The sequence below is a fragment of the Massilia sp. METH4 genome, from assembly GCF_037094685.1.
GTDB lineage: Bacteria > Pseudomonadota > Gammaproteobacteria > Burkholderiales > Burkholderiaceae_D > Rugamonas.
Map to the genome: position 1 here is coordinate 2,617,663 of NZ_CP146614.1, position 23,485 is coordinate 2,641,147.

The following is a 23,485-nucleotide window of genomic DNA, read 5'->3' on the forward strand; positions in this document are numbered from 1 at the left end:
GGCGTTACCGGATCTGGTTGATCAACGCCGCACCGGACACCACCACGCGGTTTTCCGGGGAGAGACCGCGCGTGACGACGATCGTGTGCGCATCGAGCGGCCGGGCTTCCACCGGCTGGGCGATGAAGCGCATGGCGCCCGACTTGATCCACACCACCGTTTCGTTCGCCGGATTGCGCACCAGGGCTTGCGCCGGCAGCACGATCCCCTTCACGGTCGTGTTCAACCTGGCCAACACCGATACCGGCTGCCCCACTGCCAGGGGCAGCGCCGCGCCGCTGGCGCGGAAGCTGATGGGCAGTGCACCGTCGCGCAGGCTGCGCCCGGCGCCGATCAAGGTCAACTTGGCATCGGGCGCCGCGGGCAGTGTGGCCGTGGCGATCCGCGACGCGAGCGCGACATCGGGCGTGGTCGCCTCGACCAGGGCGCGGGCCGGATCGACCACCTCGAAGAGCACGTCGCGCGCCTCCACGATCTGGCCCGCCAGCACCTGCGCGCTGGCGATCACCCCATTCGCCGGCGACACGATGGTTTCAAAGCCGCGCACGGAGCGGGCCACCGCCTTCTCCCGCCCGACGATACTCGCCAGCTCGGCACGCGCGGCCTCGATCTCCTTGGCAGGAACGGTGCCTTCCAGCGATTCCAGGCGGTTGACGCGGCGCTCGGCGGCCACGCGGGTCGCGCGCAGGTCGGCCAGCGTGGCTTCCTGGTTGCCGCGCTCGATCGCGCTCGCCACCGGCATCAGCCTGGCGAGGACTTGGCCCTTGTGCACGGCCTGGCCAGCCGTCGGCAACCCTTGCGGACCCGGCGCGATGCGGCCGGGGAACGGCGCCTGCACGCGGCCGCCGGCGTTCGGGTCGATGGCGACCCGGCCGTTCAGTTCGACCGTTTGCGGGTGCTCGCCTTCCGCGGCCTTGATGGTGCGGATCGCCATGCGGCGCTGGGCGAGCTTGGGCACGTTGACGCTGCCGTCCGGCAGCCGGGCCAGGCCGCTGGCCGACGTCGTCACCTGGCCGTCCAGGTGCTCGCCGTTCGGGCCGTGGGCGCCCGGCGAGGCGTGGACGGCGTGCAGAACGAGCAAGCCCAGGGCGATGGCGATGGTGTTCGACCGGATCATGCCCGCACCTCGCGCGTGGAACGGCGGCGTGCGCGGAGCAGCAGCGCTGCCGGGATGCCGATCGCCGGCAGTGCGCCGAGCCACCACCAGCGCCGGTCGTGGCCGTGATCGTGGGCCACGGCGGCCGGCACGTCGAGCGAGCCTTCGAGCAGGTCGCTTTCGCCGTTTGCCGTGAACGTGAAGAGCAGCGCGTGCTTGCCCGGCGTGGACAAGGCCCGCAGGAACTTCTCGTCGTCGATGGCGTAGTCGCCGAGATCGGCATGGAATCTGGCGCGCGCCTTGAGGTGCTTGTATTCCACCTCGAGCGTTCCGCCAAGGACGGGTTCATTGGTCTCGTAACGATCGACCATGATCGACAGCTCGCCACCGGACAGGTGACCGACCAGTTCGAACAGTTCGCTGGACGTTTCGACACGCGGCACGCTGCCCGACGTTGCAGTGGCGGCCGGGCCGTCGAGGTGTTCGCCGTTGGGCCCGTGGGCGCCGGGTGATGCCTGCGACGGCATGGCTACGGCCAGCGCGAGCAGCAGAGGAATGAGGGGTTTCATGGCAGGATTCCAGAGGCTTGATTCATGTGAGCGTGGGCAAGCGCCAGCGCGATACGCTGCTGGCGGACTGCCACTTCGGCTTCGTGGGTCAGGGCGCGCGAACGCAGCAGGTCGGCCAGCGGCTTTTCGCCCTGGCGGAAGGCGTGCTCGAACAGCGCGGTGTGCTCGCGCAGCACGGCGGCACGCGACGTGACGGCCTCCAGCCCGGCACGGGCATTGGCGAGCTGGTCGCGCGCCAGCGCAAGATCCATATCGACAGCCGCCTGCGTTTGTGCGCGCTCGGCGGCTGCCGTGGCCAGTTGCGTGCCTGCCAGCGCTTCGGCCGGGCGATTGCGCAGCTTGCCGGACAGCGGGATCTGCAAGGCGATGCCGATGCTGCGGTCCGCGCCGGGCATGCCGCCTTCGCGCTCGCGCCGCATCGACAACGCGACGGTTGGCGGGGCCTGTCGGCTGGCCGACGCAAGATCGACCGCGGCACGCGCACGCGTTTCGGCCGCCTGCGCCGCGCGTAGCCGCACGTGGTCGGCGCTGCCGCTCTCGGGCGGCAACGGTTCGGGTTCGACGTCGGGCAGCGCGGCGGTGCCGGTAAGCAGGCGTAAACGCGCGAGTGCTTCGCCGGCCCGGCCGCGTGCCAGCGCGACGTCCGCCGTGGCCGCCAGCACTTCCTGCCGGGCCAGGAGGCTGTCGCTGCGGGCGAGGTCGCCCGCCTTCACGCGCCGGTCGACGTCGGCGGCCAGTTCTTCCAGGTGGTGCAGGTGGTCGCTCTTCTCGGCGAGTACTTCGCGCGCGGCGGCCGCTTCCCACAGCCGGGTACGCACCTCGCCGGCGATGGCGAGGCGGGCCTGTGCCAGCTGGGCGTCGAGCTCTTCGCCGGCACGCGTGGCCAGTTGACGGCGCGCGCCATGCTGGCCGGGCAGCACGATCGGCGCGGATAGCGACAGCTCGGTTTCCCGCTGCTTGCGCTGATCGGTCCAGCGGTCGGAGCGGTCCGAAATGCCGAGGGTGGGCGCGGCGGCCAGCCAGGACGCGGCAACGTCGCGCGCGGCGGCCGTTTCTTCGCGGCGCGCCGCCAGCGTGTGCGCCACGGGTGAGCGCTGCCACGCGGCTTCGACCAGCGCGGCCAGGGTGGGCGCCTCCTGTGCGCTCGATGCCGGCGGCAGCAAGCAGGCGGCCGCCGCCAGATAGATGGGCAGGCGTGAAAAACGCATGATCTTCCTTCGGTGATGTGGGTCATCGCCGAGGGCGCACGCACGGGCGCGGTCAAGCCGCGCCGGAAGGATCGGTGTGGGATCGTGTGCGGTGGTTCCCCCGGCAGCTCAGCCGAGGGGGGATGCAGGCGGGCGGTGTGGGCAGTCCAGCAAGGGATCCGGCATCGGCGCCGGGCCGTCCGGCCGCACGATCGAGATCAGCCGGGCCGGCAGCAGCGCTTGCGCCGGCGGCGCGAAGGCGGCCGGCTGCGGCGAGCAGGTGTGATCCTGGAGGTGGTTTTGCGACTCGTCGGAGTGGTCGTAATGCACCGAGCCGTCGTCCTCGTGATGGTGGGACACTTGCTCGTCGTGCTCGATCTCGTGCGCCAGCGTCATGTCGCCGGCCAGCACGTGTTCCCACTGCAGCGCGAAGCTTTGCAGCGGCAGGCACAGCATTAACAGGATACAGAGCAGGTGGCGCACGGCGGGGTCCTTGAAGCCGCCGATTATAGCAGTGCCTTCGAAAACGGCAGCGAACAACCATGCGTACGGCAGGGGATCGCTCAGGGCTTGCCGAAGCCATGCTTTACCAGGATCGCCTGGCCGGTGCTGGACGCGGCATAGTCGGCGAACCGGCGCGCCAGCTTCGGTTGCGGGGCGTTGGCGATCACGGCGATGGGGTAGCGCACGGGCGTGGCGGTGGGAACGGTGGCAACGGCCTTCACTTTGTCCTTCTGGGCCTGCACGTCGGTCGCGTAGACGAAGCCGGCGTCGGCTTCGCCGCGCGCCACGTAGTCGAGGCTCTGGCGCACCGAGGTGCCGAATACGAACTTGCCCTGCAAGCCGGCCCACAGGCCCGCTTTCGTCAACGCTTCCTGCGTGTAGCGGCCGATCGGCACGCTGGCCGGGTTGCCGGTCGTCAGCCGCTGGGCATTGGCCAGGTCGGCCAGCGAGGCGATCCTGCTTGCGGCCGGCACGACCAGCACCACGGTGTTGCTCGCGAAGTCACGCCGCGTGCCCGGCGCCAGCAGCTTCAGTCTCTCGGCCTTGTCCATGGCTTCCTGGTCGGCGGAAGCAAACACGTCGACCGGCGCGCCCTTGGCGATCTGCTGCACGAGGGAATCGGAGGCGGCGAAGTTCAGCAATACCTTGTCGCCCTTGTGAGCCGCTTCGAACGACTGGGCCAGTTCCTTGAACGCATTGGTGAGGCTGGCGGCCGCGGAAACGGTGATGTCTGCCCCGCTGGCCAGTATGGGCAATGCCGCCAGGAGCGCCGCGGCAAGGAATTTCTTGTGCATGGAGTGTCCCGATAAACGTTATATACATGAGTATATAGCGCAATGAGAACGCTTGTGGCGGGGATTGCTTCCAGGCAGTATGGGAAGGAACATATAACGCTTCGGCTGCCGCCGAGGCAACCGGAAGGACAAATGCAGGGCACGCCCGGCGCACGGGCGGCCCGGTGGAAGCAGGTCGGCTTATTCCTGCTTGTCCTTCAGCGCCTGCAGCTGCTCGCGCAGTTGCGGGCCGTTGAAGTGCGTGTAGTCCTTGTTGAACTCGGTCTTAATCACGTCCTTCAACTGCGGATCGATAACGGAGCGCAAGGTGCCGAGGAACTGGGGCGACGCGGAAATGACCAACTGGCCAAAGCGTCCTTCCTGGTGCGCCTTCGTCAGGTAGGCTGAAATATCCTTGGCGAATTTGACGGCTTCAGCCTCGACCGGAGTGACGGCCGGCTGGTAAGCCTTGTTCGGCGCGCCGACATTGGCATTGTGGGAAAGGCCGACACCCTGGGTGCCGCCGATATTGTGGCCGCTGCCGGCAGCGGCCGTGGGACCGATCTGGTCCGTCACGAGGTCGGAGATGCTTTGCCGGGCACCGGCATTGACCATGTCTTCGATTTCTTGCAGAGGTTCGGTCAGGGCGGATTCTTCGAAGAATCGCGCCCGGCCAGCATTGGCCGTGATAATCCAGGTTGGTTTCATGCTATCCCTGTCAGTCTGTGATCGTGAATGGGAGTTTCCGCGCCGACGCAGCCGCCGGAAACAGGCGCAATGCCATGAAGTCCGCATGCCCGCCGCGCGGGCCAGGAACGCCGGCCGCCATCCGCATGCCGGTCATGGCGAACCCAGTATAGCCCCGGTGCCGGAACCCCGGCGCACCAACGCGGCGGGGGGGCGGCGCATGCGCCGCCGAACATGCGCCGCCGAACATGCGCCGCCGAACAGCGCCGCCGAACATGCGCCCCCGAACATGCGCCGCCGAACAGCCGAGCCTGCGAACTTCCCGGCGTGACCGCGCCTGCCGTGCGCGCGCCGGCGCGCGAGTTGCGCACAATGGGTCGATTCAAGATCAACAGGAGGACGTGATGGCAAACGAACAGAAGGGCGTGCAGAACCAGTCCGGCGGCGTATCCGGCACCCAGTCTCACCCGGCGACGAACCAGGACACGCTGGCCGAGCAGGGGGCCCGGCCGGTTGAGCCGGGGGGCACGCCGGCCCAGCCCGGCGCGCAGGCCGTGGGGGCGGCCGGCGGCACCGATGCATCCGCGGCGGCAAAGCAGTCGGGCAATTCCGGCCCCGGCGGCGAAGGGCTGCGCGGTTCGGACGTCGACGCGACCGGCACGCCGGGCACGCCGGGCGGCGGCACGATGTCGGCCGACCAGATGCGCCCGGCAGCCGACGCATCCGTTGCGGGCGGCACGGGCCTGGGCGAGGCGGCGACGGCCGACGATACCCGTACCGGCACGGGGACCTCGTCCGGCCATGGCACCTCGCTGGCCGGGGGCGGCAAACAGACCTGAAAAGAAAACGCCACCCGAAGGTGGCGTTCGTTTCGCGCTTCCGTCAGATCACACCCTGCGCCAGCATCGCATCGGCCACTTTCACGAAGCCGGCGATATTCGCCCCGTCCACGTAGCTGACGCTGCCATCCGGCCGCTTGCCGTATTTCAGGCAGGCGGCATGGATGCCCTGCATGATCTGCAGCAGGCGGGCATCGACTTCCTCGCGCGGCCAGCTCATGCGCTCGGCATTCTGGCTCATCTCCAGGCCCGACGTGGCCACGCCGCCCGCATTGCTGGCCTTGCCGGGCGCGTACAGCACGCCGGCCGCCTCGAACGCCTTGGCCGCCTCGATGGTGGACGGCATGTTGGCACCCTCGGCCACGCACAGTACGCCGTTCCTGATCAGGGTGGCGGCATCGTTCGCATCCAGCTCGTTCTGCGTTGCGCAGGGCAGGGCCACGTCGACGGGGAGGTGCCATGGGCGCACGCCGGCTTCGAAGCGGCTGCCCGTGCGCTCGGCGTAATCGCTGACGCGGCCATAGTGGTGGTTTTTCACCTCCATCAGGATGGCCAGCTTCTCCGGCGTGAAGCCATCCATGTCGATCACTGTACCGCTGGAGTCCGACACCGTGATGACGCGGGCACCCAGCGCCATCGCTTTCTCGACCGCGTATTGGGCCACATTGCCGGAGCCAGACACGCTGACGCGCAAGCCTTCGAACGAACGGCCGCGCGTCTTGAGCATCTCATCGGCGAAATACACGGTGCCGTAGCCGGTGGCCTCGGGGCGGATCAGCGAACCGCCGAAGCTCAAGCCCTTGCCCGTGAATACGCAATCGGCGCGATTGCTGAGCTTTTTCATCATGCCGGCCATGTAGCCCACTTCGCGGCCGCCCACGCCAATGTCACCGGCGGGCACATCGGTATCGGCACCCACGTGACGGAATAGTTCGCTCACGAACGCTTGGCAGAAGCGCATGATCTCGCCCTGGCTCTTGCCTTTCGGATCGAAGTCGGAGCCGCCCTTGCCACCGCCCATCGGCAGTGTCGTCAGCGCGTTCTTGAACGTCTGCTCGAATGCGAGGAATTTCAGCACGGAAAGGTTCACGGAAGGATGGAAACGCAAGCCGCCCTTGTACGGGCCGATGGCCATGCTGTGCTGGATGCGGTAGCCGCGGTTGACCTGCACCTGGCCGTGGTCGTCAACCCACGAAACGCGGAACATCACCACGCGCTCGGGCTCGACCAGGCGATCCAGCAAACCCTGCTCGGCGTATTTCGGATGTTGTTCGATGAAGGGCCACAGGCTTTCCATCACTTCGGTAACGGCCTGCAGGAATTCAGGCTGGCCGGGATTGCGGTCGGCAACGTGCTGCAAGAACTGGTGTACGGAGGCGTATTTCATAGATATCCCAAAGAACGAAAGGCGTCGCTGCGTGAGAGACGGCGAATGTCATGCACCAAAATCGTGCATCGCCTTGGGATAGTAACAAATAAAGATACTTCGGTAATAGGCGGTGAGGCAGAATAAAAGTGGGCAAAAGCTGCTCGACCCTCATCATGATTGCCAGAAACGACAACGCCCACTCTCGAGTGGGCGTCTTGTCATGGCTTGAAAGCGTCAGGCCAGCCTTGGCCGCGGCGCTGCTTGTCGCGCCGCATCGAGCTTGAAGACGCTGACGATGCCGGTCAGGTGGATCGCTTGCTGCTGCATGCCTTCCGAGGCGGCGGCCGCCTGCTCCACCAGCGCAGCATTCTGCTGGGTCACCTTGTCCATCTGGGCGACCGCGCCATTGATCTGTCCGATGCCGGCAGTCTGCTCTTCGGTCGCCGCGGTGATCTCGCCGATGATGTCGGCAACACGCCGCACGCTGTCGACGATGTCGTTCATCGTGGAGCCAGCCTGGTCGACCAGCTTCGCGCCGGTGTCGACCCGCGATACCGAGTCGGTGATCAGCAGCTTGATTTCCTTGGCCGCCGCCGCCGAACGATGGGCAAGGCTGCGCACTTCGGTGGCCACGACGGCGAAGCCGCGGCCCTGTTCGCCCGCCCGGGCCGCCTCGACTGCGGCATTGAGCGCCAGGATATTGGTCTGGAAAGCAATGCTGTCGATGACGGCGATGATGTCGGCGACCTTCCTGGAGGAATCGTTGATCGATGCCATCGTCTCGACGACTTGCGACACCACGGCGCCACCGCGGCTGGCCACCTCGCTGGCAGACGTGGCCAGCGTGGCGGCCTGGCGGGCATTCGCGGCGTTCTGCGCAACGGTCGAGGTAAGCTCTTCCATCGAGGAGGCGGTTTCCTCGAGCGATCCGGCCTGTTCTTCGGTACGCTTCGAGAGGTCGGCATTGCCTGCTGCAATATCGGCCGATGCGCTGGCGATCGCATCGGAACCGCCGCGAATCTCGCCCACCATGCCGAGCAGTTGATCGTTCATGTGCTTCAACGCATTCTGCAAGTCCCCAATCTCGTCTTTCGAGCCGGCTTGCGGAGCCGAGGTCAGGTCGCCGGCAGCCACGCGCCGCGCCAACTCGACGGCAGCGGTAACAGGACGGGTAATGCTCCGGGTCAGCCACCATGCGCAGAGAATGCCGAGGGCGACGCACAGCGCGCCCAGCAACAGGACCATGCGGCTGCTGTCCGTCTTGATGTCCTGAATCTGGTGTCGGAGGGTATCGATCCGGTCGCGCTGGATCTTGACCAGCGCGGCCATGCTTTCCTGGTAGGCATCGGAAGCGGGAACATATACCCGTTCGTACACTGCCCTTGCCTCGTCCAGCTTTCCTTCATTCTTGAGGCGGATCGTCTCGTTGCGCCCGTTGACGTAGCCGCTGCGCACTTCCATCATCCTGGCAAAGGCCTGTTTTTCCTCGGGGGTGGTCAGCATCTGCTCGGCCTGCTTCATATAGACCGCGGCCTTCTCGTTGGTGTCCTTCGTGTGCTTCGCGAAGAATTCGTTGAGGGAGGTGTCGCTGCTCCGGATGATGGCGGACGTACGGATGACCGCGACGGCGATATTGCTGCTCCAGTCCGTGATCAGCCGTTCTTTCCTGACCGGCTCGTCGAGCATCTGCTCGGCGGCATCCGCGACGGCGTTCAGCTTGACGACGCCGATGATGGTGGAAAGGATCGTGAGGAAGAGGACAAGGGCAAAGCCGAGCGCAAGGCGACGCCCGATCCGCATGTTCGATAGAAGTTTCATTTCGTGCCGTTGGGAACTGTTCGTTTGTGCAGCGCAACATTATAGTGGCCCGACCGGGCCGGCGGTCAGGTGGTTAACACGTATTGTCGTGGCGGGGCGACAGCCAGCCTGCCTCTCCGAGGGGCGGTGAAGATTCTCGAAGGGATGTTGCGCTGTGGGCGAGCGCGAGAAATGCGGCACGAAAACAAAAACGCCACCCGAGGGTGGCGTTTTCTTTGTTCTTGGTGGCCCGGGGCGGAATCGAACCACCGACACAAGGATTTTCAGTCCTCTGCTCTACCAACTGAGCTACCAGGCCAAGAGGCCGCATTATAGCAGGTCAATGCAGGGTTGCAATAGACTTTGCGGGAAATCTTCAAGCCGCTCCCCCACCCTTGCGCCAGGATCAAGGATCAATTGCCGGGCTACTGGTTTTTCTCAACAAAGAAAGCCGGCATCATTGTGCCTATCGAACTGAAGGAGAACACCATGCAAGACAAGATCCCCGCCATCGGCCTCGGCACGTTCCGCCTGCAAGGGCAGGTGGTCATCGATTCCGTGCGCGCCGGGCTGGAGCTGGGCTATCGACACATCGACACCGCGCAGATCTACGGCAACGAAGCCGATGTGGGCACGGCCATTGCCCAGAGCGGCGTACCGCGCACGGAACTGTTCGTAACGACCAAGGTCTGGACGTCGAACCTGGAAGCGGGCAAGCTGATCCCCAGCCTTGAGGCGAGCCTGGACAAGCTGCGGCTGGAACGGGTGGACCTCGCGCTGGTCCACTGGCCGTCGCCGCAGGATGCGGTGCCGGTCGCCGAATACATGCAGGCGCTGCTGGAGGCGAAGCGCGCTGGCCTGGCACGCATGATCGGCATCTCGAACTTCACGATCCGCCACATGCGGCAGGCGATCGACGCGGTGGGCGCGGCCGAAATCGCCACCAACCAGGTCGAGATCCACCCGTTCCTGCAAAACCGCGCCGTCGTCGCATTCGCCCGCGAACACGGCATCCACCTTACCGCCTACATGCCGCTTGCCTACGGCAAGGTGATGACGGACCCGGTGATCGCCGGCATCGCCGAACGGCATGGCGCCAACCCGGCGCAAATCGCCCTGGCCTGGTCGCTGCAGCAGGGTTATGCCGTGATCCCGTCGTCGACGAAGCGGGCGAACCTCGGGTCGAACCTGGGCGCCGCGCGCATCACGCTGTCGGACGAGGACATGGCTGCCATCGCCACGCTCGAAGCGAACGACCGGATTGCCAACCCGGAGGGCATCGCGCCGGAGTGGGACTGAGTCCGGGCGAGCGGTTGCTTCGCGCGCCCTTGCCGCGTGAGAAAGTTATAATGGCAGCATGAACACGCCATCCTCCTCCAAGCACCACGCGCAGACCGCCATCTGCATCGTCGGCAACGGCGCGATCGCCAAGGCGGCCGCCCTCGCTTTCGCCCAGGCCGGGCAAGGTGTCACGCTGCTGGCCCCGCCGGCCGCGCCAAAGCCGGAAGGTCTCGAACCGAGCTGGGACGTGCGGGTCTATGCGCTGAACCATACGGCGCATGAGCTGCTGTCGAACCTGAAGGTCTGGGGCGCGATGGACCAGCAACGCATCGCCCCCGTCGACGCGATGGTCGTCAAGGGCGATGGCGAGCAGCCCGGCCACCTGAATTTCGATGCCTACGGCGCCCGTACCGACACGCTGGCGTGGATCGTCGAGGACAGCAACCTGAATGGCGCCCTCGATGCCGCGCTGCGCTTCGCGCAGAACGTGCACTTCGTGACGGGCCGCGCGGTGGGCCTCAAGTGCAACGAGGATGGCGCCACCATTCTGCTCGAGGACGGCAATGCAGTGAAGGCGTCGCTGGTCGTGGGCGCCGATGGCGCCCAGTCGTGGGTGCGCGGCCAGTGCGACATCGGCCTCGACTACAAGCCTTACGGCCAGAAGGGCATCGTCAGCAATTTCGAGACGGAGTTGCCGCACCATGGCGCGGCATTCCAGTGGTTCACGTGCGACCGCGGCATCGTGGCGCTGCTGCCGCTGCCGGGCAACCGCGTGTCGCTCGTGTGGTCGGCGCCGGACATGCTGGCCGACCAGCTGTGCAGCGAAGGCGCGCAGGCGCTGGCCGACCGGCTGGCCGAGTTCGCCGCTGACAAGTTGGGGAAACTGACGCCGCTGCTGCCGGAAGCAGTGAAGGCTTTCCCGTTGTCGCTGGTGCGCCCGCATTCGCTCGTGGCGCAGCGCGTGGCGCTGATCGGCGACGCGGCCCACGTGGTGCATCCACTGGCCGGACACGGCATGAACCTGGGCTTCGGCGACGTGCGCGACCTGGTGCGCGCTGTCACCGAGCGCGAGGAACACCGCTCGATCGGTGACGAACGGGTGCTCGCCCGCTACGCGCGCTCGCGCAAGGAAGAAGTGCTGCTGATGCAAGCCACCACCGACGGCTTGCAGCGTTTGTTCGGCGCCAATCTCGAACCGGTTCGCGCGGTGCGCAATTTCGGGCTAAACTTGCTGGATAAATTGCCATTCGTCAAGCGTTCGCTGATGTCGCACGCGCTGGGCCGGCACTGATCACCGCGGCGCGGCAACCGCCGCGCCTGTCCCACCGGAGAGTCTATGAAGTTCATGAAGACCGGCCTCGTGCTGGCATCGGCGTTGCTGATGTCGTGCGCGGGCGCCGACGACGACGACGGCGTCGAAGCCACCATCCGCAAGAACGTCGAGCCCAAGCTGGGCGACAACGTCAAGATCGATTCCATTCGCGCCACGCCGTACGGCGGGCTGTACGAAATCCGCATCGGCAATGAAATCCGCTACACGGACAAGACGGGCACCTACCTGTTCGCCGGCCATGTCTTCAACCTCAAGACCAGGGAAGACGTCACGCAGGCGCGCATCGACGACATCAGCCGCATCAAGTTCTCCGAGCTGCCGCTGGAACTGGCGCTGAAGACGGTGAAGGGCAACGGCAAGCGCGTGATCGCGATCTTCGAGGACCCGAACTGCGGCTACTGCAAGAAGTTCCGCCGCGATACGCTGGCCAAGGTGGACAACGTGACCGTCTACACCTTCATGTACAACATCCTGTCGCCCGATTCCACGGTCAAGTCGCGCAATGTCTGGTGCGCGGCCGACCGCAACCGCGCGTGGGACGACTGGATGCTGGCCGGGAAGGTGCCGGCGGCCGCGCCGGCCGGTTGCACGGCGCCGAACGATCAGGTGCTGGCGCTGGGGAACAAGCTGGGCCTGCAAGGCACGCCGGCCATCTTCTTCGCCGACGGCAGCCGCATTCCGGGCGCGATCGATGCCGCGGCATTGGAAGAGAAATTCGCCGCGATCAAGTGAAGTAATATTGCAGCACCCGCATTGACGCGGCGCGCCTCGAGGCGCGCCGTTTTCGTTTCGTAGTTCGTTTTACATTACAAGCCGCCAAACTAGGAGCAAAACCATGGTCACCCTGAACATCAACGGGCGCGACACGCAGGTCGACGCCGATCCGTCGACGCCGATCCTGTGGGCGTTGCGCGACAACCTGAACATGACAGGCACGAAATTCGGCTGTGGCGCCGCGCTGTGCGGCGCCTGCACCGTGCACCTGGGCGGGCAGGCGATCCGCTCGTGCGTGACGCCGATCTCGGCGGCCGTGGGCCAGAAAATCACCACCATCGAGGCAATGGAGCACGACAAGGTGGGCAAGGCCGTGCAGGATGCCTGGGTGAAGCACGATGTGCCGCAGTGCGGCTACTGCCAGAGCGGGCAGGTGATGAGCGCGACCGCGCTGCTGAAGACGAACAGGAAGCCGAGCGACGCCGACATCGATGGCGCAATGGCCGGCAATATCTGCCGCTGCGGCACCTATCAACGCATTCGCCTCGCCATCAAGGATGCGGCGAAGACGCTGGCCTGAAGGAGAAAACCATGCGCAAAGAATGGCTCGATGGTGGTGACATGGCGGCAGCGGCCGCCGAAGACACAGGTATCTCCCGCCGCGGCTTCATGAAGGCGGCCGGCGCCGGCCTGGTGCTGAGTTTCACGATCACGGGCGGCGGGCGCATGGCGCGCGCCGCCGAACCGAAACCTTCGCAGCAGCCCAACGCTTTCCTGCGCATCGCGCCCGACAACACGGTCACCGTGCAGGTGAACCGCCTGGAATTCGGCCAGGGCGTGCACACGGCGCTGCCGATGCTGATCGCCGAAGAACTCGATGCCGACTGGTCGCAGATCCGCGGCGCGCTGGCGCCGGCCGGCGAGGCCTACAAGGACCCGGCGTTCGGCATCCAGATCACGGGCGGTTCCGGTTCGGTGGCCCACTCCTGGGTGCAGTACCGCGAGATCGGCGCCAAGGCGCGCGCCATGCTGGTCGCCGCCGCGGCCGAGCAGTGGCAGGTGCCGGCGAACAAGGTGAAGGCGTCGAAGGGCGTCTTGACCGCGCCGGGCGGCAAGAAGGCGACGTATGGCCAGATGGCCGAGGCGGCGATGAAGCAGCCGGTACCCGAGCACGTGGTGTTGAAGAATGCCGACAAATTCCGCTACATCGGCAAGCCGATGCCGCGCCTGGATGCCCGCGCCAAGTCGAACGGCAGCCAGCAGTTCGGCATGGACTTCAAGCCGGCCGGCACGAAGGTGGCCGTGGTGGCGCGCCCGCCCGTGTTCGGCGCGAAGGTGAAGCACTTCGAAGCCGCCAATGCGAAGAAGATCAAGGGCGTGGTTGCCGTGCTGCCGGTGGACGTGGACCGCGGCGGTACCGGCGTGGCCGTGATCGCCGACGGCTACTGGCAGGCCAAGCAGGGCCGCGATGCGCTGGCGATCGACTGGGATACCGGCGGCGTGGAAAAGGTCGGCACGGAAGAGCAGTTCAGCGCCTTCCGCGCGCTGGCGGCAAAGCCGGGCACGGTGGCGAAGCAGGGCGACACCTCGAAGCTGGCCACGGCGCCGAAGAAGATCTCGGCCGTATACGAATTCCCCTACCTGGCGCATGCCCCGATGGAACCGCTGAACTGCGTGGTCGACCTGAAGAGCAACGGCTGCACGATCTGGGCCGGCAGCCAGTTCCAGACGATGGACCAGGCCGCGGCCGCGAAGGCGGCGGGGCTCAAGCCGGAGCAGGTCACGCTGCACACGATGATGGCCGGCGGCGGCTTCGGCCGCCGCGCCACGCCGAAGTCGGACTACATCGTCGAGGCGGTCAATGTGGCCAAGGCGTATGCGAAGGCCGGCAAATCCGGCCCGGTGAAGGTGATCTGGAGTCGCGAAGACGATATCAAGGGCGGCTACTACCGGCCGTCACACGTGCACCGCGCGGAACTGGGCCTCGATGCCAACGGCAATATCGTGGGCTGGGATCACGTGATCGTGGGCCAGTCGATCGTTACCGGCTCGCCGTTCGAGGCGATGATGGTCAAGAATGGCGTCGATGCCACGATGGTCGAGGGCATGGGCGAACCGTACAAGGTGCCGATGAATCTTTCCGTGCACAATGCGCAGGCCAATGTGCCGGTGCTGTGGTGGCGCTCGGTCGGGTCCACGCACACGGCGTTCGTGATGGAGACGCTGATCGACGAGGCGGCGACGGCGGCCGGCGTCGATCCGGTGGCTTACCGCAAGAAGCTGATCCCGGCGAAGCACAAGCGCCATCACCTGGCGCTGGATCTCGCCGTCGGCAAGTCCGGCTATAACACGGTCAAGCTGCCGGAAGGGCAGGCCTACGGCGTGGCCGTGCATGAGTCGTTCGGCACCGTGGTGGCCTATGTCGTCACGGCTTCCGTGGAGAATGGCACGCCGAAGCTGCACAGGGTCACGGCCGCCGTGCACTGCAACCAGCCCGTCAACCCTCTCACCATCGAAGCCCAGGTCCAGGGTGCCGTGCTGATGGCCGTTGGCACCACGCTGCCGGGCGCCGCCATCACTTTGAAGAATGGTATGGTGGAACAGGGCCAGTTGAGCGACTACACCGTGGCGCGCATGCCGGATATGCCGCAGGTCGAGGTGCACATCGTGCCGTCGACCGAGCCGCCGACCGGCATGGGCGAACCGGGCCTGCCACCGCTGGCGCCGGCGTTCGCCAACGCCGTGTTCCGGCTGACGGGCAAGCGGCTGCGCAAGCTGCCGTTCGACCTCGCTTCGGCCGCCGCGCCGCAGCTGGCGTAAGCGGTGGAGCGCGCCCGTATCACCGGGATCCTTCTCGCTGCCGGCCGCGGCCGGCGTTTCGACCCGCTGGGGCAGCGCAACAAGCTGCTCCAGCCGATCGATGGCGAGGCGGTCGTGGTGCACAGTGCGCGGCACCTGCTGGCCGCCGTGCCGCGGGTGGTGGCGGTTGTGCGGCCGGGCGAGGAAGGCGTCGCCGCGCGGCTGGCCGCACTGGGCTGCGAAGTCGCCGTCTGCGCGGAGGCTGACTGCGGCATGGCCGCCTCGCTCGTCCATGCGCTGCGCCATGCGGCCGAAGCGCAGGGCTGGATCGTGGCGCTGGGCGACATGCCCCATGTGCGGCCGACCACGATCGCCGCGCTGGTGCGCGCCGTGGAAGAGGGGGCCGATATCGCGGTCCCGGTTTATGAAAACGAGCGTGGCAACCCGGTGGCATTCGGTCGCCGGCACCTGCCGCAGCTGCTCGCGCTAAGTGGAGACCGCGGCGCGCGCGGCATCGTAAGGGATAATATCGTCAATGAAGTGGCGGTGGATGACCCGGGCATCCTGCTCGACATCGATACGCCGCCCGACCTGCAATGAAAAACAAAACGTCGACCAAGAAGACCAAGCCCCCACGCGCCGCGGCCCCCGCCGTGGCCTCCGCTGTGGCCTACACTATCGTGCCGAAAGACCTGGCGGCCCACCTGTTCCAGGTAACGCTGACCGTGCAGCAGCCCGCCGCCGAAGGCCAGGTGCTGGCGCTGCCGGCCTGGATTCCGGGCAGCTACATGATCCGCGAATTTGCCCGCAACATCGTGCAGATCCGCGCCGAGTCGAATGGTGCGCCGGTACCGCTGACGAAGCTGGACAAGCATTCGTGGCGCGCGCCGGCAGTGGAAGGCCCCCTCGTCGTGCAGTACGACGTGTATGCCTGGGACCTGTCGGTGCGCGCCGCGCACCTGGACCAGACGCACGGTTTCTTCAACGGCACCAGCGTGTTCCTGCGTGTGGCGGGGCAGGAGGATGTGCCCCATGTGGTCGATATCCAGCGCCCGGCCGAGGAAGCCGCGCGCACCTGGCGCGTGGCCACGGCACTGCCCGAGCTGAAGGCGAAGCGCTACGGCTTCGGGACCTACGTGGCGGCAGACTACGACGAGCTGATCGACAGCCCGGTGGAAATGGGCGACTTCGCGCTGGCCACGTTCACCGCCCACGGCGTGCCGCACGACGTGGTGATTACCGGCCGCGTGCCGAACCTGGACCTCGTACGGCTTTGCACCGACCTGAAAGCCATCTGCGAAACCCAGATCGCCTTTTTCGAGCCGAAGACGAAGCGCTCGCCGATGGACCGCTACGTGTTCATGACCCTCGCCGTGGGCGACGGCTACGGCGGCCTGGAACACCGCGCCTCGACCGCCCTGATCTGCGCCCGCGCCGATCTGCCGACGACGGCCAGCCAGGGCAAGGAACGCAGCGAAGGCTATATCAGGTTCCTCGGCCTGTGCAGCCATGAGTACTTCCACACCTGGAACGTGAAGCGCATCAAGCCGGCCGTCTTCGCGCCCTACGACCTGCAGGTGGAAAACTACACACCGCTGCTGTGGCTCTTCGAAGGTTTCACGAGCTATTACGACGACCTGTTCCTCGTTCGCTCCGGCATGATCGACGAAGCCACGTACTTCAAGATGCTGGGCAAGACGGTGGGCAGCGTGCTGCGCGGCGCCGGCCGTACGAAGCAGAGCGTGGCCGATTCCAGCTTCGATGCCTGGAGCAAGTACTACCGGCAGGACGAAAACGCACCGAACGCCATCGTCAGCTACTACGCAAAGGGTTCGCTGGTCGGCCTGGGCCTGGATCTCACGATCCGCGCCAAGACCGGTGGCAAGCGTTCGCTGGACGACATCATGCTGGCGCTGTGGCAGCGCTACGGGCGCGACTTCTACCCGGCGGGCCGCCGCGGCGTGACCCCGGCCGACGTGGAAGCGCTGTTCGACGAGATCAGCGGCATGCGGCTGAAGAGCTACTTCGAAAAATACATCCGCGGCACGGAAGACGTGCCGCTGGCGAAGCTGCTGGCACCGTTCGGCGTGAAGTACACGGACGAGCGCAAGGGCGCCAAGCCCAGCCTCGATGCCAATATCGGCCGCGAAGGGACCGATGCGAAACTGTCCGCCGTCCATGAAGGCGGAGCCGCGCACCGTGCGGGCCTCTCCGCCGGCGACCTGCTGGTGGCGATCGACGGCCTGCGCGTCACCGGCAACCCGTCCAACCTGGAAGCGCTGCTGGCGCGCTACCGCGTCGGCGACACGGTGCAGGTACACGCCTTCCGGCGCGACGAACTGATGGCGTTCACGGTTCAGTTGCAGGGCGATCGCGTACCCGGCATCGGCCTGGCCATCGACACGGCACGCAAGATCGCGGTGGCACGCCCGACGATGCCGCGGTGAAGTTGCTGGACCCGTTCAGCGTCGTGCTGATGGCGGCGCTGATGTGCGCCGTCATGAGTGCCGTGCTGTTCGGCGCCCGCCGCGGCTTTCCCGACGAATTGCGCGGTATCAGCCACTGGGGCACGGCGCTGGCCGTGCAGGTGTTCGCCGCTTTCTGTTTCGCGCTGCGCGGCACGCTGCCCGATGTGCTGGTGCTGCCGATCGCCAATGTGCTGTTCGTGCTTGGCAATGGCCTGTGCGTGACCGGGCTGCAACGCTTCTACGGGGTGGCGCCGGGCTGGCGCATGCTGGGCGGCGCCTGCGGCTTCGCGCTCGCGGGCATGCTGTACTTCCTGCTGGTGGTGCCGGATTATTCGGCGCGCGTCGCCTGGATGGCGCTGCCCATCACGCTCATCAACGCCTCGCTGCTGTTCCTCGTGCTGCGGCATGGCCGGCGCAAGCTGGCAACGTGGTTCTTCGGATCCCTGATCGCGGTGGACCTGGTCCTGGTTGCCTTGCGGGGCGCGATAGCGCTCACGCCGCACGGCGAGGCACTGGTGGACCTGACCCGTCCCGGCTTGTTCCCCGGCTTCTACCTGGCGATCACCGCGCTGGAACCCGCGTTGCTGGCCGTGGGTTTCCTGATGGTGGCCTATGAACGGCTGCGCCTGATCCTGGAGCGCCGCTCGGCCAGCGATCCGCTGACCGGGGTGCTGAATCGCCGCGGCTTCGGCGACGCCTACGCGCGCGAGGTGGCCCGGCTGGCGCGCATGCGCCAGCGTTCTCGCTCGCTCGCGTTGCTGGCCGTGGACCTCGATTACTTCAAGAAGATCAACGACCGATACGGTCACGCGGAAGGCGACCGTGTGCTGGTCAGCGTGGCGCAGATGATCGGCTCGGCCTTGCGCGAATCCGACGTGCTGGCCCGCTTCGGCGGCGAGGAATTCATCGTGCTGCTGCCGGACACGGACCTGAAACGTGCGATCGGCGTTGCTCAACGCGTGCAGCGGCTGCTGCGCGACGCCTGCACCGGCGAACTGCCGTCGTGCACGGCCAGTATCGGGGTATCGGTGCAGACGGACCCGGAAGAGTCGCTCGAGGCGCTGGTCAGCCGGGCGGACGAAGCCCTGTATCGGGCGAAGGAGAATGGCAGGGATCGGATCGAGACGTGGAAGGCTGCGGCTTGATTCAGTTGCGTGCCACCTACTTCAACCGGTAGCTGTCGCGCATCGGTGTCGCTGCGGCGGACCGACCGGTTTTCTCATGAGGCATCGGACGCCTCTGCTGAACACTGTGTCCGACACCATCACCCACCGACGGCTTTCTTCCGCCAGTGCGTCAGCATTTGCGGCCGCGCGTGAACAACTCAAGCAAACAAGCGCTTCAACTCCGCCCCTGGATTCTCGGCACGCATGAAGGCCTCCCCGACGAGGAAGGCGTTCACGTTCGCCTCCCGCATCCGCCTCACATCGTCGCCATTCAGGATGCCCGACTCGGTCACGACCATCCGCTCCGCCGGAATGCGGGGCAGCAGACCAATGGTGTTCTCCAGCGACACCTCGAACGTGCGCAGGTTGCGGTTGTTGATGCCGATGAGGTTCGTCTTCAGCTTCATCGCGGCGGTCAGTTCGTCGCCGTCGTGCGATTCCACCAGCACATCCATGCCGAGGTCGTGGGCGCAGGCTTCCATCTCGGCCATCAGGCCGTGATCGAGGCCGGCGACGATCAGCAGGATGCAGTCGGCACCCATGGCGCGGGCTTCATAGACCTGGTAGATGTCGACCAAAAAATCCTTGCGGATCACGGGCAAGGAGCACGCGGCGCGCGCCTGCTTCAGGTATTCGGTGGAGCCCTGGAAGAATTGTTCATCCGTCAGCACGGACAGGCAGGCGGCACCGCCTTCGGCATAGCTTTGCGCGATTTCCGCGGGGCGGAAGTCGGCGCGCAGCACGCCTTTGGAGGGAGAGGCTTTCTTCACTTCGGCGATCACGCCGGCCTGGCCGGCGGCGATCTTGCCGCGCAGGCTCGCTTCGAAGCCGCGGATGGCGGCGCGCGACTCGCGGTCCGCCTCCACGTCGTCGCGCAGGCTGGCGAGGCTGCGGTACTTCTTGGCCGCGGCCACTTCTTCGGCCTTCACGGCCAGGATCTTGTTCAGGATGTCGGACATGGTTCGATTCTTAATGACGGTCGGCGAGGGCGAGGCGGGCGCCCAGCGCGAGGAACAGGCCGCCGGTCACGCGGTTCAGCCACAGCGCCACGCGCGGCTTCACCTTCAGCTTCGCGCTGGCGAACGCGGTGAACAGCGCGAGGCCGTTACACCACAACATGCCGTTGAAGTTGAAGATGCAGCCCAGGATAATGAAGGCCAGCGGCTTGTTCGGCGCGTCGGCGTCGATGAACTGGGGCACGAAGGCAAGGAAGAACAGGGCGACCTTGGGATTCAGGACGTTGGTGAGAAAGCCTTGGACGAAGATGCGGCCGAGCGGCAAGGGCGCCGGCGCCGGGACTGTCGCATCGTCGCCGGCACCTTTCAGCTTTGCCCGCAGCATGCCGATGCCGCACCACACGATATACGCGGCACCCACCCATTTCACCACCGTGAACGCGGTGGCCGAAGTCGCCAGCAGCGCCGACAACCCCAGCGCGGCGGCCAGCACATGCACCATCGTGCCCGCGCCGATGCCCAGCGAAGCGGCCACGCCGGCCCGCCAGCCCTGCGTGGCACTGCGCGCCATGATCAGCAGCGAATCCGGCCCCGGCATGATGTTCAGCAGCAGCCCGGAAACGATGAACAAGGTCAGGTCGTGGATGCCGAACATGGGCAGCTCCCTTCAATTGTCGGCGCCGAGCGCCTGCGTGACTTCGACGAACTGTTTCAGCTTGGCCAGCGCGGCACCGGATTCGATCGCCTGGCGCGCCTTCAGCAACCCCACTTCGATCGACGGCGCGACACCGGCGGCATACAGCGCGGTACCGGCGTTGAGCGCCACGATATCGGTCGCGGCGCCGGTTTCGCCGGAGAGCACGCCCAGCACCTTGGCTTTCGATTCCTCGGCATTGGCCACCTTCAGGTTGCGGCTGGCGATCATCTGCAGGCCGAAGTCTTCCGGGTGGATCTCGTATTCGCGGATCTCGCCGTCGACCAGTTCCCCGACCAGCGTGCCGGCGCCCAGCGACACTTCATCCATATTGTCGCGGCCATACACGACGATCGCGTGTTCGGCGCCCAGGCGTTGCAGCACGCGCACTTGAATGCCCACCAGGTCGGGGTGGAACACGCCCATCAGGATGTTCGGCGCGCCGGCCGGGTTGGTGAGGGGGCCGAGGATGTTGAAGATCGAGCGCACGCCCAGTTCGCGGCGCACCGGCGCCACGTGCTTCATGGCGGCGTGGTGATTCGGCGCGAACATGAAGCCGATGCCCGTCTGCGCGATCGATTGGGCGATCTGTTCAGGCTTCAGGTTGATGTTTGCGCCCAGCGATTCGATCAGGTCCGCGCTGCCGGACGAGGACGACACGCTGCGCCCGCCATGCTTGGCGATGCGCGCTCCGGCGGCGGCCGCGACGAACATTGCCGCGCTGCTGATATTGAACGTGTGCGCGCCATCGCCGCCGGTGCCCACGATGTCCAGCAGGTTCGTGGTGTCGGCCATCGGCACCTTGGTCGAGAATTCGCGCATCACCTGCGCGGCGGCGGTGATTTCACCGATGGTTTCCTTCTTCACGCGCAGGCCCATGGTCAGCGCGGCCACCATCACGGGCGACATTTCGCCGCTCATGATCTGGCGGAACAGGTGCAGCATTTCGTCGTGGAAGATCTCGCGGTGCTCGATGCAGCGGATCAGGGCTTCCTGGTGGGTGATCGGCATGGCGTTATCCTTGGCGGTCGAGGAAATTCTTCAGCATGGCGTGGCCATGCTCGGAGAGGATCGATTCGGGGTGGAATTGCACGCCCTCGATATCGAATTCCTTGTGGCGCACGCCCATGATTTCGCCATCGTCGGTCCATGCCGTCACTTCCAGGCAGGAGGGCAGCGAAGCGCGCTCGATCGCCAGCGAGTGGTAGCGGATCACCGTGAAGGGGCTCGGCAAGTCCTTGAACACGCCATCGCCCGTGTGGGCGATGGGCGAGGTCTTGCCGTGCATGACTTCCTTGGCGCGGATGATCTTGCCGCCGAACGCCTCGCCGATGGCCTGGTGGCCCAGGCACACGCCCAGGATCGGCTTCTTGCCGGCGAAGTGCTTGAGCACTTCCACCGAAATGCCGGCCTGCGCCGGCGCCTTCGGGCCCGGCGAGATGCAGATGCGGTCCGGGTTCAGGGCCTCGATCTGCTCGATCGTGATTTCATCGTTGCGGTGCACCCGCACATCCTCACCGAGCTCGCCGAAGTACTGCACGATGTTGTAGGTGAAGGAGTCGTAATTGTCGATCATCAGCAGCATGTCAGAACTCCCCATCCAGGCCGTCTTGCACTTGTTCCGCCGCGCGCAGCACGGCGCGCGCCTTGTTTTCCGTTTCCTGCCATTCCATCTCGGGGATGGAGTCGGCCACCACGCCTGCTGCCGCCTGCACGTACAGCATGCCGTCCTTGATCACGCCGGTGCGGATCGCGATCGCCACGTCCATCTCGCCGCCGAACGACAGGTAGCCGCACGCGCCGCCATAGATGCCGCGCTTGGTGATTTCGAGCTCGTCGATCACTTCCATCGCGTGCACCTTCGGCGCGCCCGTCAGGGTACCGGCCGGGAAGGTGGCGCGCAGCACGTCCAGGTTCGACATGCCCGATTTCAGCTTGCCCTCGACGTTGGACACGATGTGCTGCACGTGCGAGTACTTTTCGATCACCATCTTGTCGGTGACCTTCACGCTGCCGATCTCGGAGATGCGGCCCAGGTCGTTGCGGGCCAGGTCGATCAGCATCACGTGCTCGGCGATCTCCTTCGGGTCGGCCAGCAGTTCCTCGGCCAGCTGCGCATCCTTTTCCGGCGTGGCGCCGCGCGGGCGCGTGCCGGCAATGGGGCGCAGCGTGACTTTCTTCTCGCCGTCCGGCAGGGTCTCGTTGCGGACGAGGATTTCCGGCGACGCGCCCACGATCTGCATGTCGCCGAAGTTATAGAAGTACATGTACGGCGACGGGTTCAGCGAACGCAGCGCGCGGTACAGCGTGAGTGGCGAATCCACATAGGGCTTCTTGATGCGCTGGCCGATCTGCACCTGCATCAGGTCGCCGGCCATGATGTATTCCTTCGCCTTCGCAACGGCGGCCAGGTAGGCTTCCTTGTCGAATTCGCGAATCGCCTCGGTGCGCACGGACGACGAGGTGACCGGCGCATCGACGCCGCGGCGCAGCAGCGCCTTCAATTCCTTCAGGCGCTGGCGCGCCTTCGAGTACGATTCCGGCTGCGTGGTGTCCGCATAGACGATCAGGTACAGCTTGCCGGAGAGGTTGTCGATGACGGCCAGTTCTTCCGTGACCATCAGCTGGATGTCGGGCAGGCCCAGGTCGTCCTTCGGCCCCTTGCCAGCAAGCTTCTTCTCGATGTGGCGCACCGTGTCGTAGCCGAAGTAACCGGCCAGGCCGCCCACGAAGCGGGGCATGCCCGGGCGCAGCGCCACCTTGAAACGCGCCTGGTACTGCTCGATGAATTCGAGGGGATTGCCTTCGTGCGTTTCGATGACTTCGCCGCCCTTGACGATCTCGGTGCGGCTGCCGTGCGTGCGCAGCAGCGTCTTCGCCGGCAGGCCGATGAACGAGTAGCGGCCGAAGCGCTCGCCGCCGACCACCGATTCCAGCAGGAAGGTGTTCTTGCCTGTGTTCTGGCTTTGCGCCAGCTTCAGGTACAGCGACAGCGGGGTTTCGAGGTCGGCGAACGCTTCCGCGATCAGGGGAATACGGTTGTAGCCTTGCGTGGCCAGCGACTTGAATTCGAGTTCGGTCATGTTTCTCTCCAATCCGCCACGCAAGCCCAATTCGGGTGTACGGGTGGTGGCGGTGAGGTTCAAAAAACCTGCCGGGAGAGAGCGATAGGATGGATGGTCGCGCGAAGTCTCCGACGGCAGCAATCAATACGGCTTAGTTTGCCCAGGATTGCCAGCGTCGCCACAGCCAG

22 protein-coding genes and 1 tRNA gene are annotated in these 23,485 nt (G+C 66.1%); 9 read left to right on the forward strand and 14 right to left on the reverse strand.

Going from position 1 to position 23,485, the window contains the following annotated elements; genetic code table 11:
• Positions 1 to 4: 4 nt before the first annotated feature.
• From V6Z91_RS11545 to V6Z91_RS11570, 6 genes are all read right to left on the reverse strand, one after another.
• Entirely contained in the window at positions 5 to 1,117 is a 1,113-nt protein-coding gene (locus V6Z91_RS11545) for an HlyD family efflux transporter periplasmic adaptor subunit (RefSeq protein ID WP_338770501.1), read from the reverse strand.
• Entirely contained in the window at positions 1,114 to 1,665 is a 552-nt protein-coding gene (locus V6Z91_RS11550) for a hypothetical protein (protein WP_338770503.1), read from the reverse strand. Before V6Z91_RS11550 ends, V6Z91_RS11545 begins: the two co-directional genes overlap by 4 nt.
• Positions 1,662 to 2,873, reverse strand: coding sequence for a TolC family protein (locus tag V6Z91_RS11555; protein ID WP_338770505.1), 1,212 nt, complete (start codon positions 2,871 to 2,873; stop codon positions 1,662 to 1,664). Before V6Z91_RS11555 ends, V6Z91_RS11550 begins: the two co-directional genes overlap by 4 nt.
• 108 nt (positions 2,874 to 2,981) lie before the next feature.
• The gene (locus V6Z91_RS11560) at positions 2,982 to 3,335 is read right to left on the reverse strand and encodes a hypothetical protein (protein ID WP_338770506.1); all 354 of its coding nucleotides are present in this window, start codon (positions 3,333 to 3,335) and stop codon (positions 2,982 to 2,984) included.
• Between the two features lie 80 nt (positions 3,336 to 3,415).
• Positions 3,416 to 4,150 (reverse strand): molybdate ABC transporter substrate-binding protein, encoded by a 735-nt coding sequence (gene modA / locus V6Z91_RS11565; protein WP_338770508.1) that lies wholly within the window; start codon positions 4,148 to 4,150, stop codon positions 3,416 to 3,418.
• Between the two features lie 180 nt (positions 4,151 to 4,330).
• On the reverse strand, positions 4,331 to 4,837 hold the full coding sequence (locus V6Z91_RS11570; protein WP_338770510.1) for a host attachment protein: 507 nt from the start codon (positions 4,835 to 4,837) through the stop codon (positions 4,331 to 4,333).
• A gap of 383 nt (positions 4,838 to 5,220) precedes the next feature.
• On the opposite strand from V6Z91_RS11570, the gene V6Z91_RS11575 reads away from it, so the two are divergent.
• The gene (locus V6Z91_RS11575) at positions 5,221 to 5,655 is read left to right on the forward strand and encodes a hypothetical protein (RefSeq protein ID WP_338770511.1); all 435 of its coding nucleotides are present in this window, start codon (positions 5,221 to 5,223) and stop codon (positions 5,653 to 5,655) included.
• A gap of 43 nt (positions 5,656 to 5,698) precedes the next feature.
• On the opposite strand, the gene gdhA is transcribed toward V6Z91_RS11575, so the two are convergent.
• The 3 genes from gdhA to V6Z91_RS11590 all read right to left on the reverse strand — a co-directional run bounded on the left by gdhA (position 5,699) and on the right by V6Z91_RS11590 (position 9,140).
• Positions 5,699 to 7,042 carry an NADP-specific glutamate dehydrogenase gene (gene gdhA / locus V6Z91_RS11580; RefSeq protein ID WP_338770512.1) on the reverse strand — a complete coding sequence of 448 codons (1,344 nt, stop codon included), beginning with the start codon at positions 7,040 to 7,042 and terminating at the stop codon, positions 5,699 to 5,701.
• A gap of 216 nt (positions 7,043 to 7,258) precedes the next feature.
• A complete protein-coding gene (locus V6Z91_RS11585; protein ID WP_338770513.1) occupies positions 7,259 to 8,842 on the reverse strand; it encodes a methyl-accepting chemotaxis protein in 1,584 nt (527 codons plus the stop codon).
• Between the two features lie 222 nt (positions 8,843 to 9,064).
• Positions 9,065 to 9,140: transfer RNA gene (locus V6Z91_RS11590), tRNA-Phe, on the reverse strand.
• A 170-nt stretch (positions 9,141 to 9,310) separates the two neighbouring features.
• Between V6Z91_RS11590 and dkgB the strand changes: the two genes are divergently transcribed.
• From dkgB to V6Z91_RS11630, 8 genes are all read left to right on the forward strand, one after another.
• The gene (gene dkgB / locus V6Z91_RS11595; protein WP_338770515.1) at positions 9,311 to 10,120 is read left to right on the forward strand and encodes a 2,5-didehydrogluconate reductase DkgB; all 810 of its coding nucleotides are present in this window, start codon (positions 9,311 to 9,313) and stop codon (positions 10,118 to 10,120) included.
• Between the two features lie 58 nt (positions 10,121 to 10,178).
• Positions 10,179 to 11,393, forward strand: coding sequence for an FAD-dependent monooxygenase (locus V6Z91_RS11600; protein WP_338770516.1), 1,215 nt, complete (start codon positions 10,179 to 10,181; stop codon positions 11,391 to 11,393).
• A 45-nt stretch (positions 11,394 to 11,438) separates the two neighbouring features.
• Positions 11,439 to 12,167, forward strand: coding sequence for a DsbC family protein (locus V6Z91_RS11605; protein ID WP_338770518.1), 729 nt, complete (start codon positions 11,439 to 11,441; stop codon positions 12,165 to 12,167).
• Positions 12,168 to 12,270: 103 nt separating this feature from the next.
• The gene (locus V6Z91_RS11610; RefSeq protein ID WP_338770520.1) at positions 12,271 to 12,729 is read left to right on the forward strand and encodes a (2Fe-2S)-binding protein; all 459 of its coding nucleotides are present in this window, start codon (positions 12,271 to 12,273) and stop codon (positions 12,727 to 12,729) included.
• An 11-nt stretch (positions 12,730 to 12,740) separates the two neighbouring features.
• A complete protein-coding gene (locus V6Z91_RS11615; RefSeq protein ID WP_338770521.1) occupies positions 12,741 to 14,969 on the forward strand; it encodes a xanthine dehydrogenase family protein molybdopterin-binding subunit in 2,229 nt (742 codons plus the stop codon).
• A gap of 3 nt (positions 14,970 to 14,972) precedes the next feature.
• The gene (locus V6Z91_RS11620) at positions 14,973 to 15,548 is read left to right on the forward strand and encodes a nucleotidyltransferase family protein (protein WP_338770523.1); all 576 of its coding nucleotides are present in this window, start codon (positions 14,973 to 14,975) and stop codon (positions 15,546 to 15,548) included.
• The gene (locus V6Z91_RS11625) at positions 15,545 to 17,395 is read left to right on the forward strand and encodes a M61 family metallopeptidase (protein ID WP_338770525.1); all 1,851 of its coding nucleotides are present in this window, start codon (positions 15,545 to 15,547) and stop codon (positions 17,393 to 17,395) included. The genes V6Z91_RS11620 and V6Z91_RS11625 overlap by 4 nt, the downstream gene beginning before the upstream one ends.
• Positions 17,392 to 18,561 (forward strand): GGDEF domain-containing protein, encoded by a 1,170-nt coding sequence (locus V6Z91_RS11630; protein WP_338770527.1) that lies wholly within the window; start codon positions 17,392 to 17,394, stop codon positions 18,559 to 18,561. The genes V6Z91_RS11625 and V6Z91_RS11630 overlap by 4 nt, the downstream gene beginning before the upstream one ends.
• Positions 18,562 to 18,740: 179 nt before the next feature.
• Here the strand turns inward: V6Z91_RS11630 and trpC are convergent, their stop codons facing one another.
• Genes trpC through trpE form a run of 5 tightly spaced genes read right to left on the reverse strand, consistent with a single transcriptional unit; the run spans position 18,741 to position 23,315 of the window.
• A complete protein-coding gene (gene trpC / locus V6Z91_RS11635; protein WP_338770529.1) occupies positions 18,741 to 19,541 on the reverse strand; it encodes an indole-3-glycerol phosphate synthase TrpC in 801 nt (266 codons plus the stop codon).
• A 10-nt stretch (positions 19,542 to 19,551) separates the two neighbouring features.
• Positions 19,552 to 20,193, reverse strand: a complete 642-nt coding sequence (locus tag V6Z91_RS11640; RefSeq protein WP_338770531.1) for a LysE family translocator — start codon at positions 20,191 to 20,193, stop codon at positions 19,552 to 19,554.
• A gap of 12 nt (positions 20,194 to 20,205) precedes the next feature.
• Positions 20,206 to 21,243, reverse strand: a complete 1,038-nt coding sequence (gene trpD, locus V6Z91_RS11645) for an anthranilate phosphoribosyltransferase (protein ID WP_338770533.1) — start codon at positions 21,241 to 21,243, stop codon at positions 20,206 to 20,208.
• 4 nt (positions 21,244 to 21,247) lie between these two features.
• Positions 21,248 to 21,817: an aminodeoxychorismate/anthranilate synthase component II gene (locus V6Z91_RS11650; RefSeq protein WP_338770534.1), complete on the reverse strand. Its 570-nt coding sequence runs from the start codon at positions 21,815 to 21,817 to the stop codon at positions 21,248 to 21,250.
• A gap of 1 nt (position 21,818) precedes the next feature.
• On the reverse strand, positions 21,819 to 23,315 hold the full coding sequence (gene trpE, locus V6Z91_RS11655; RefSeq protein ID WP_338770535.1) for an anthranilate synthase component I: 1,497 nt from the start codon (positions 23,313 to 23,315) through the stop codon (positions 21,819 to 21,821).
• Positions 23,316 to 23,485: the final 170 nt, after the last annotated feature.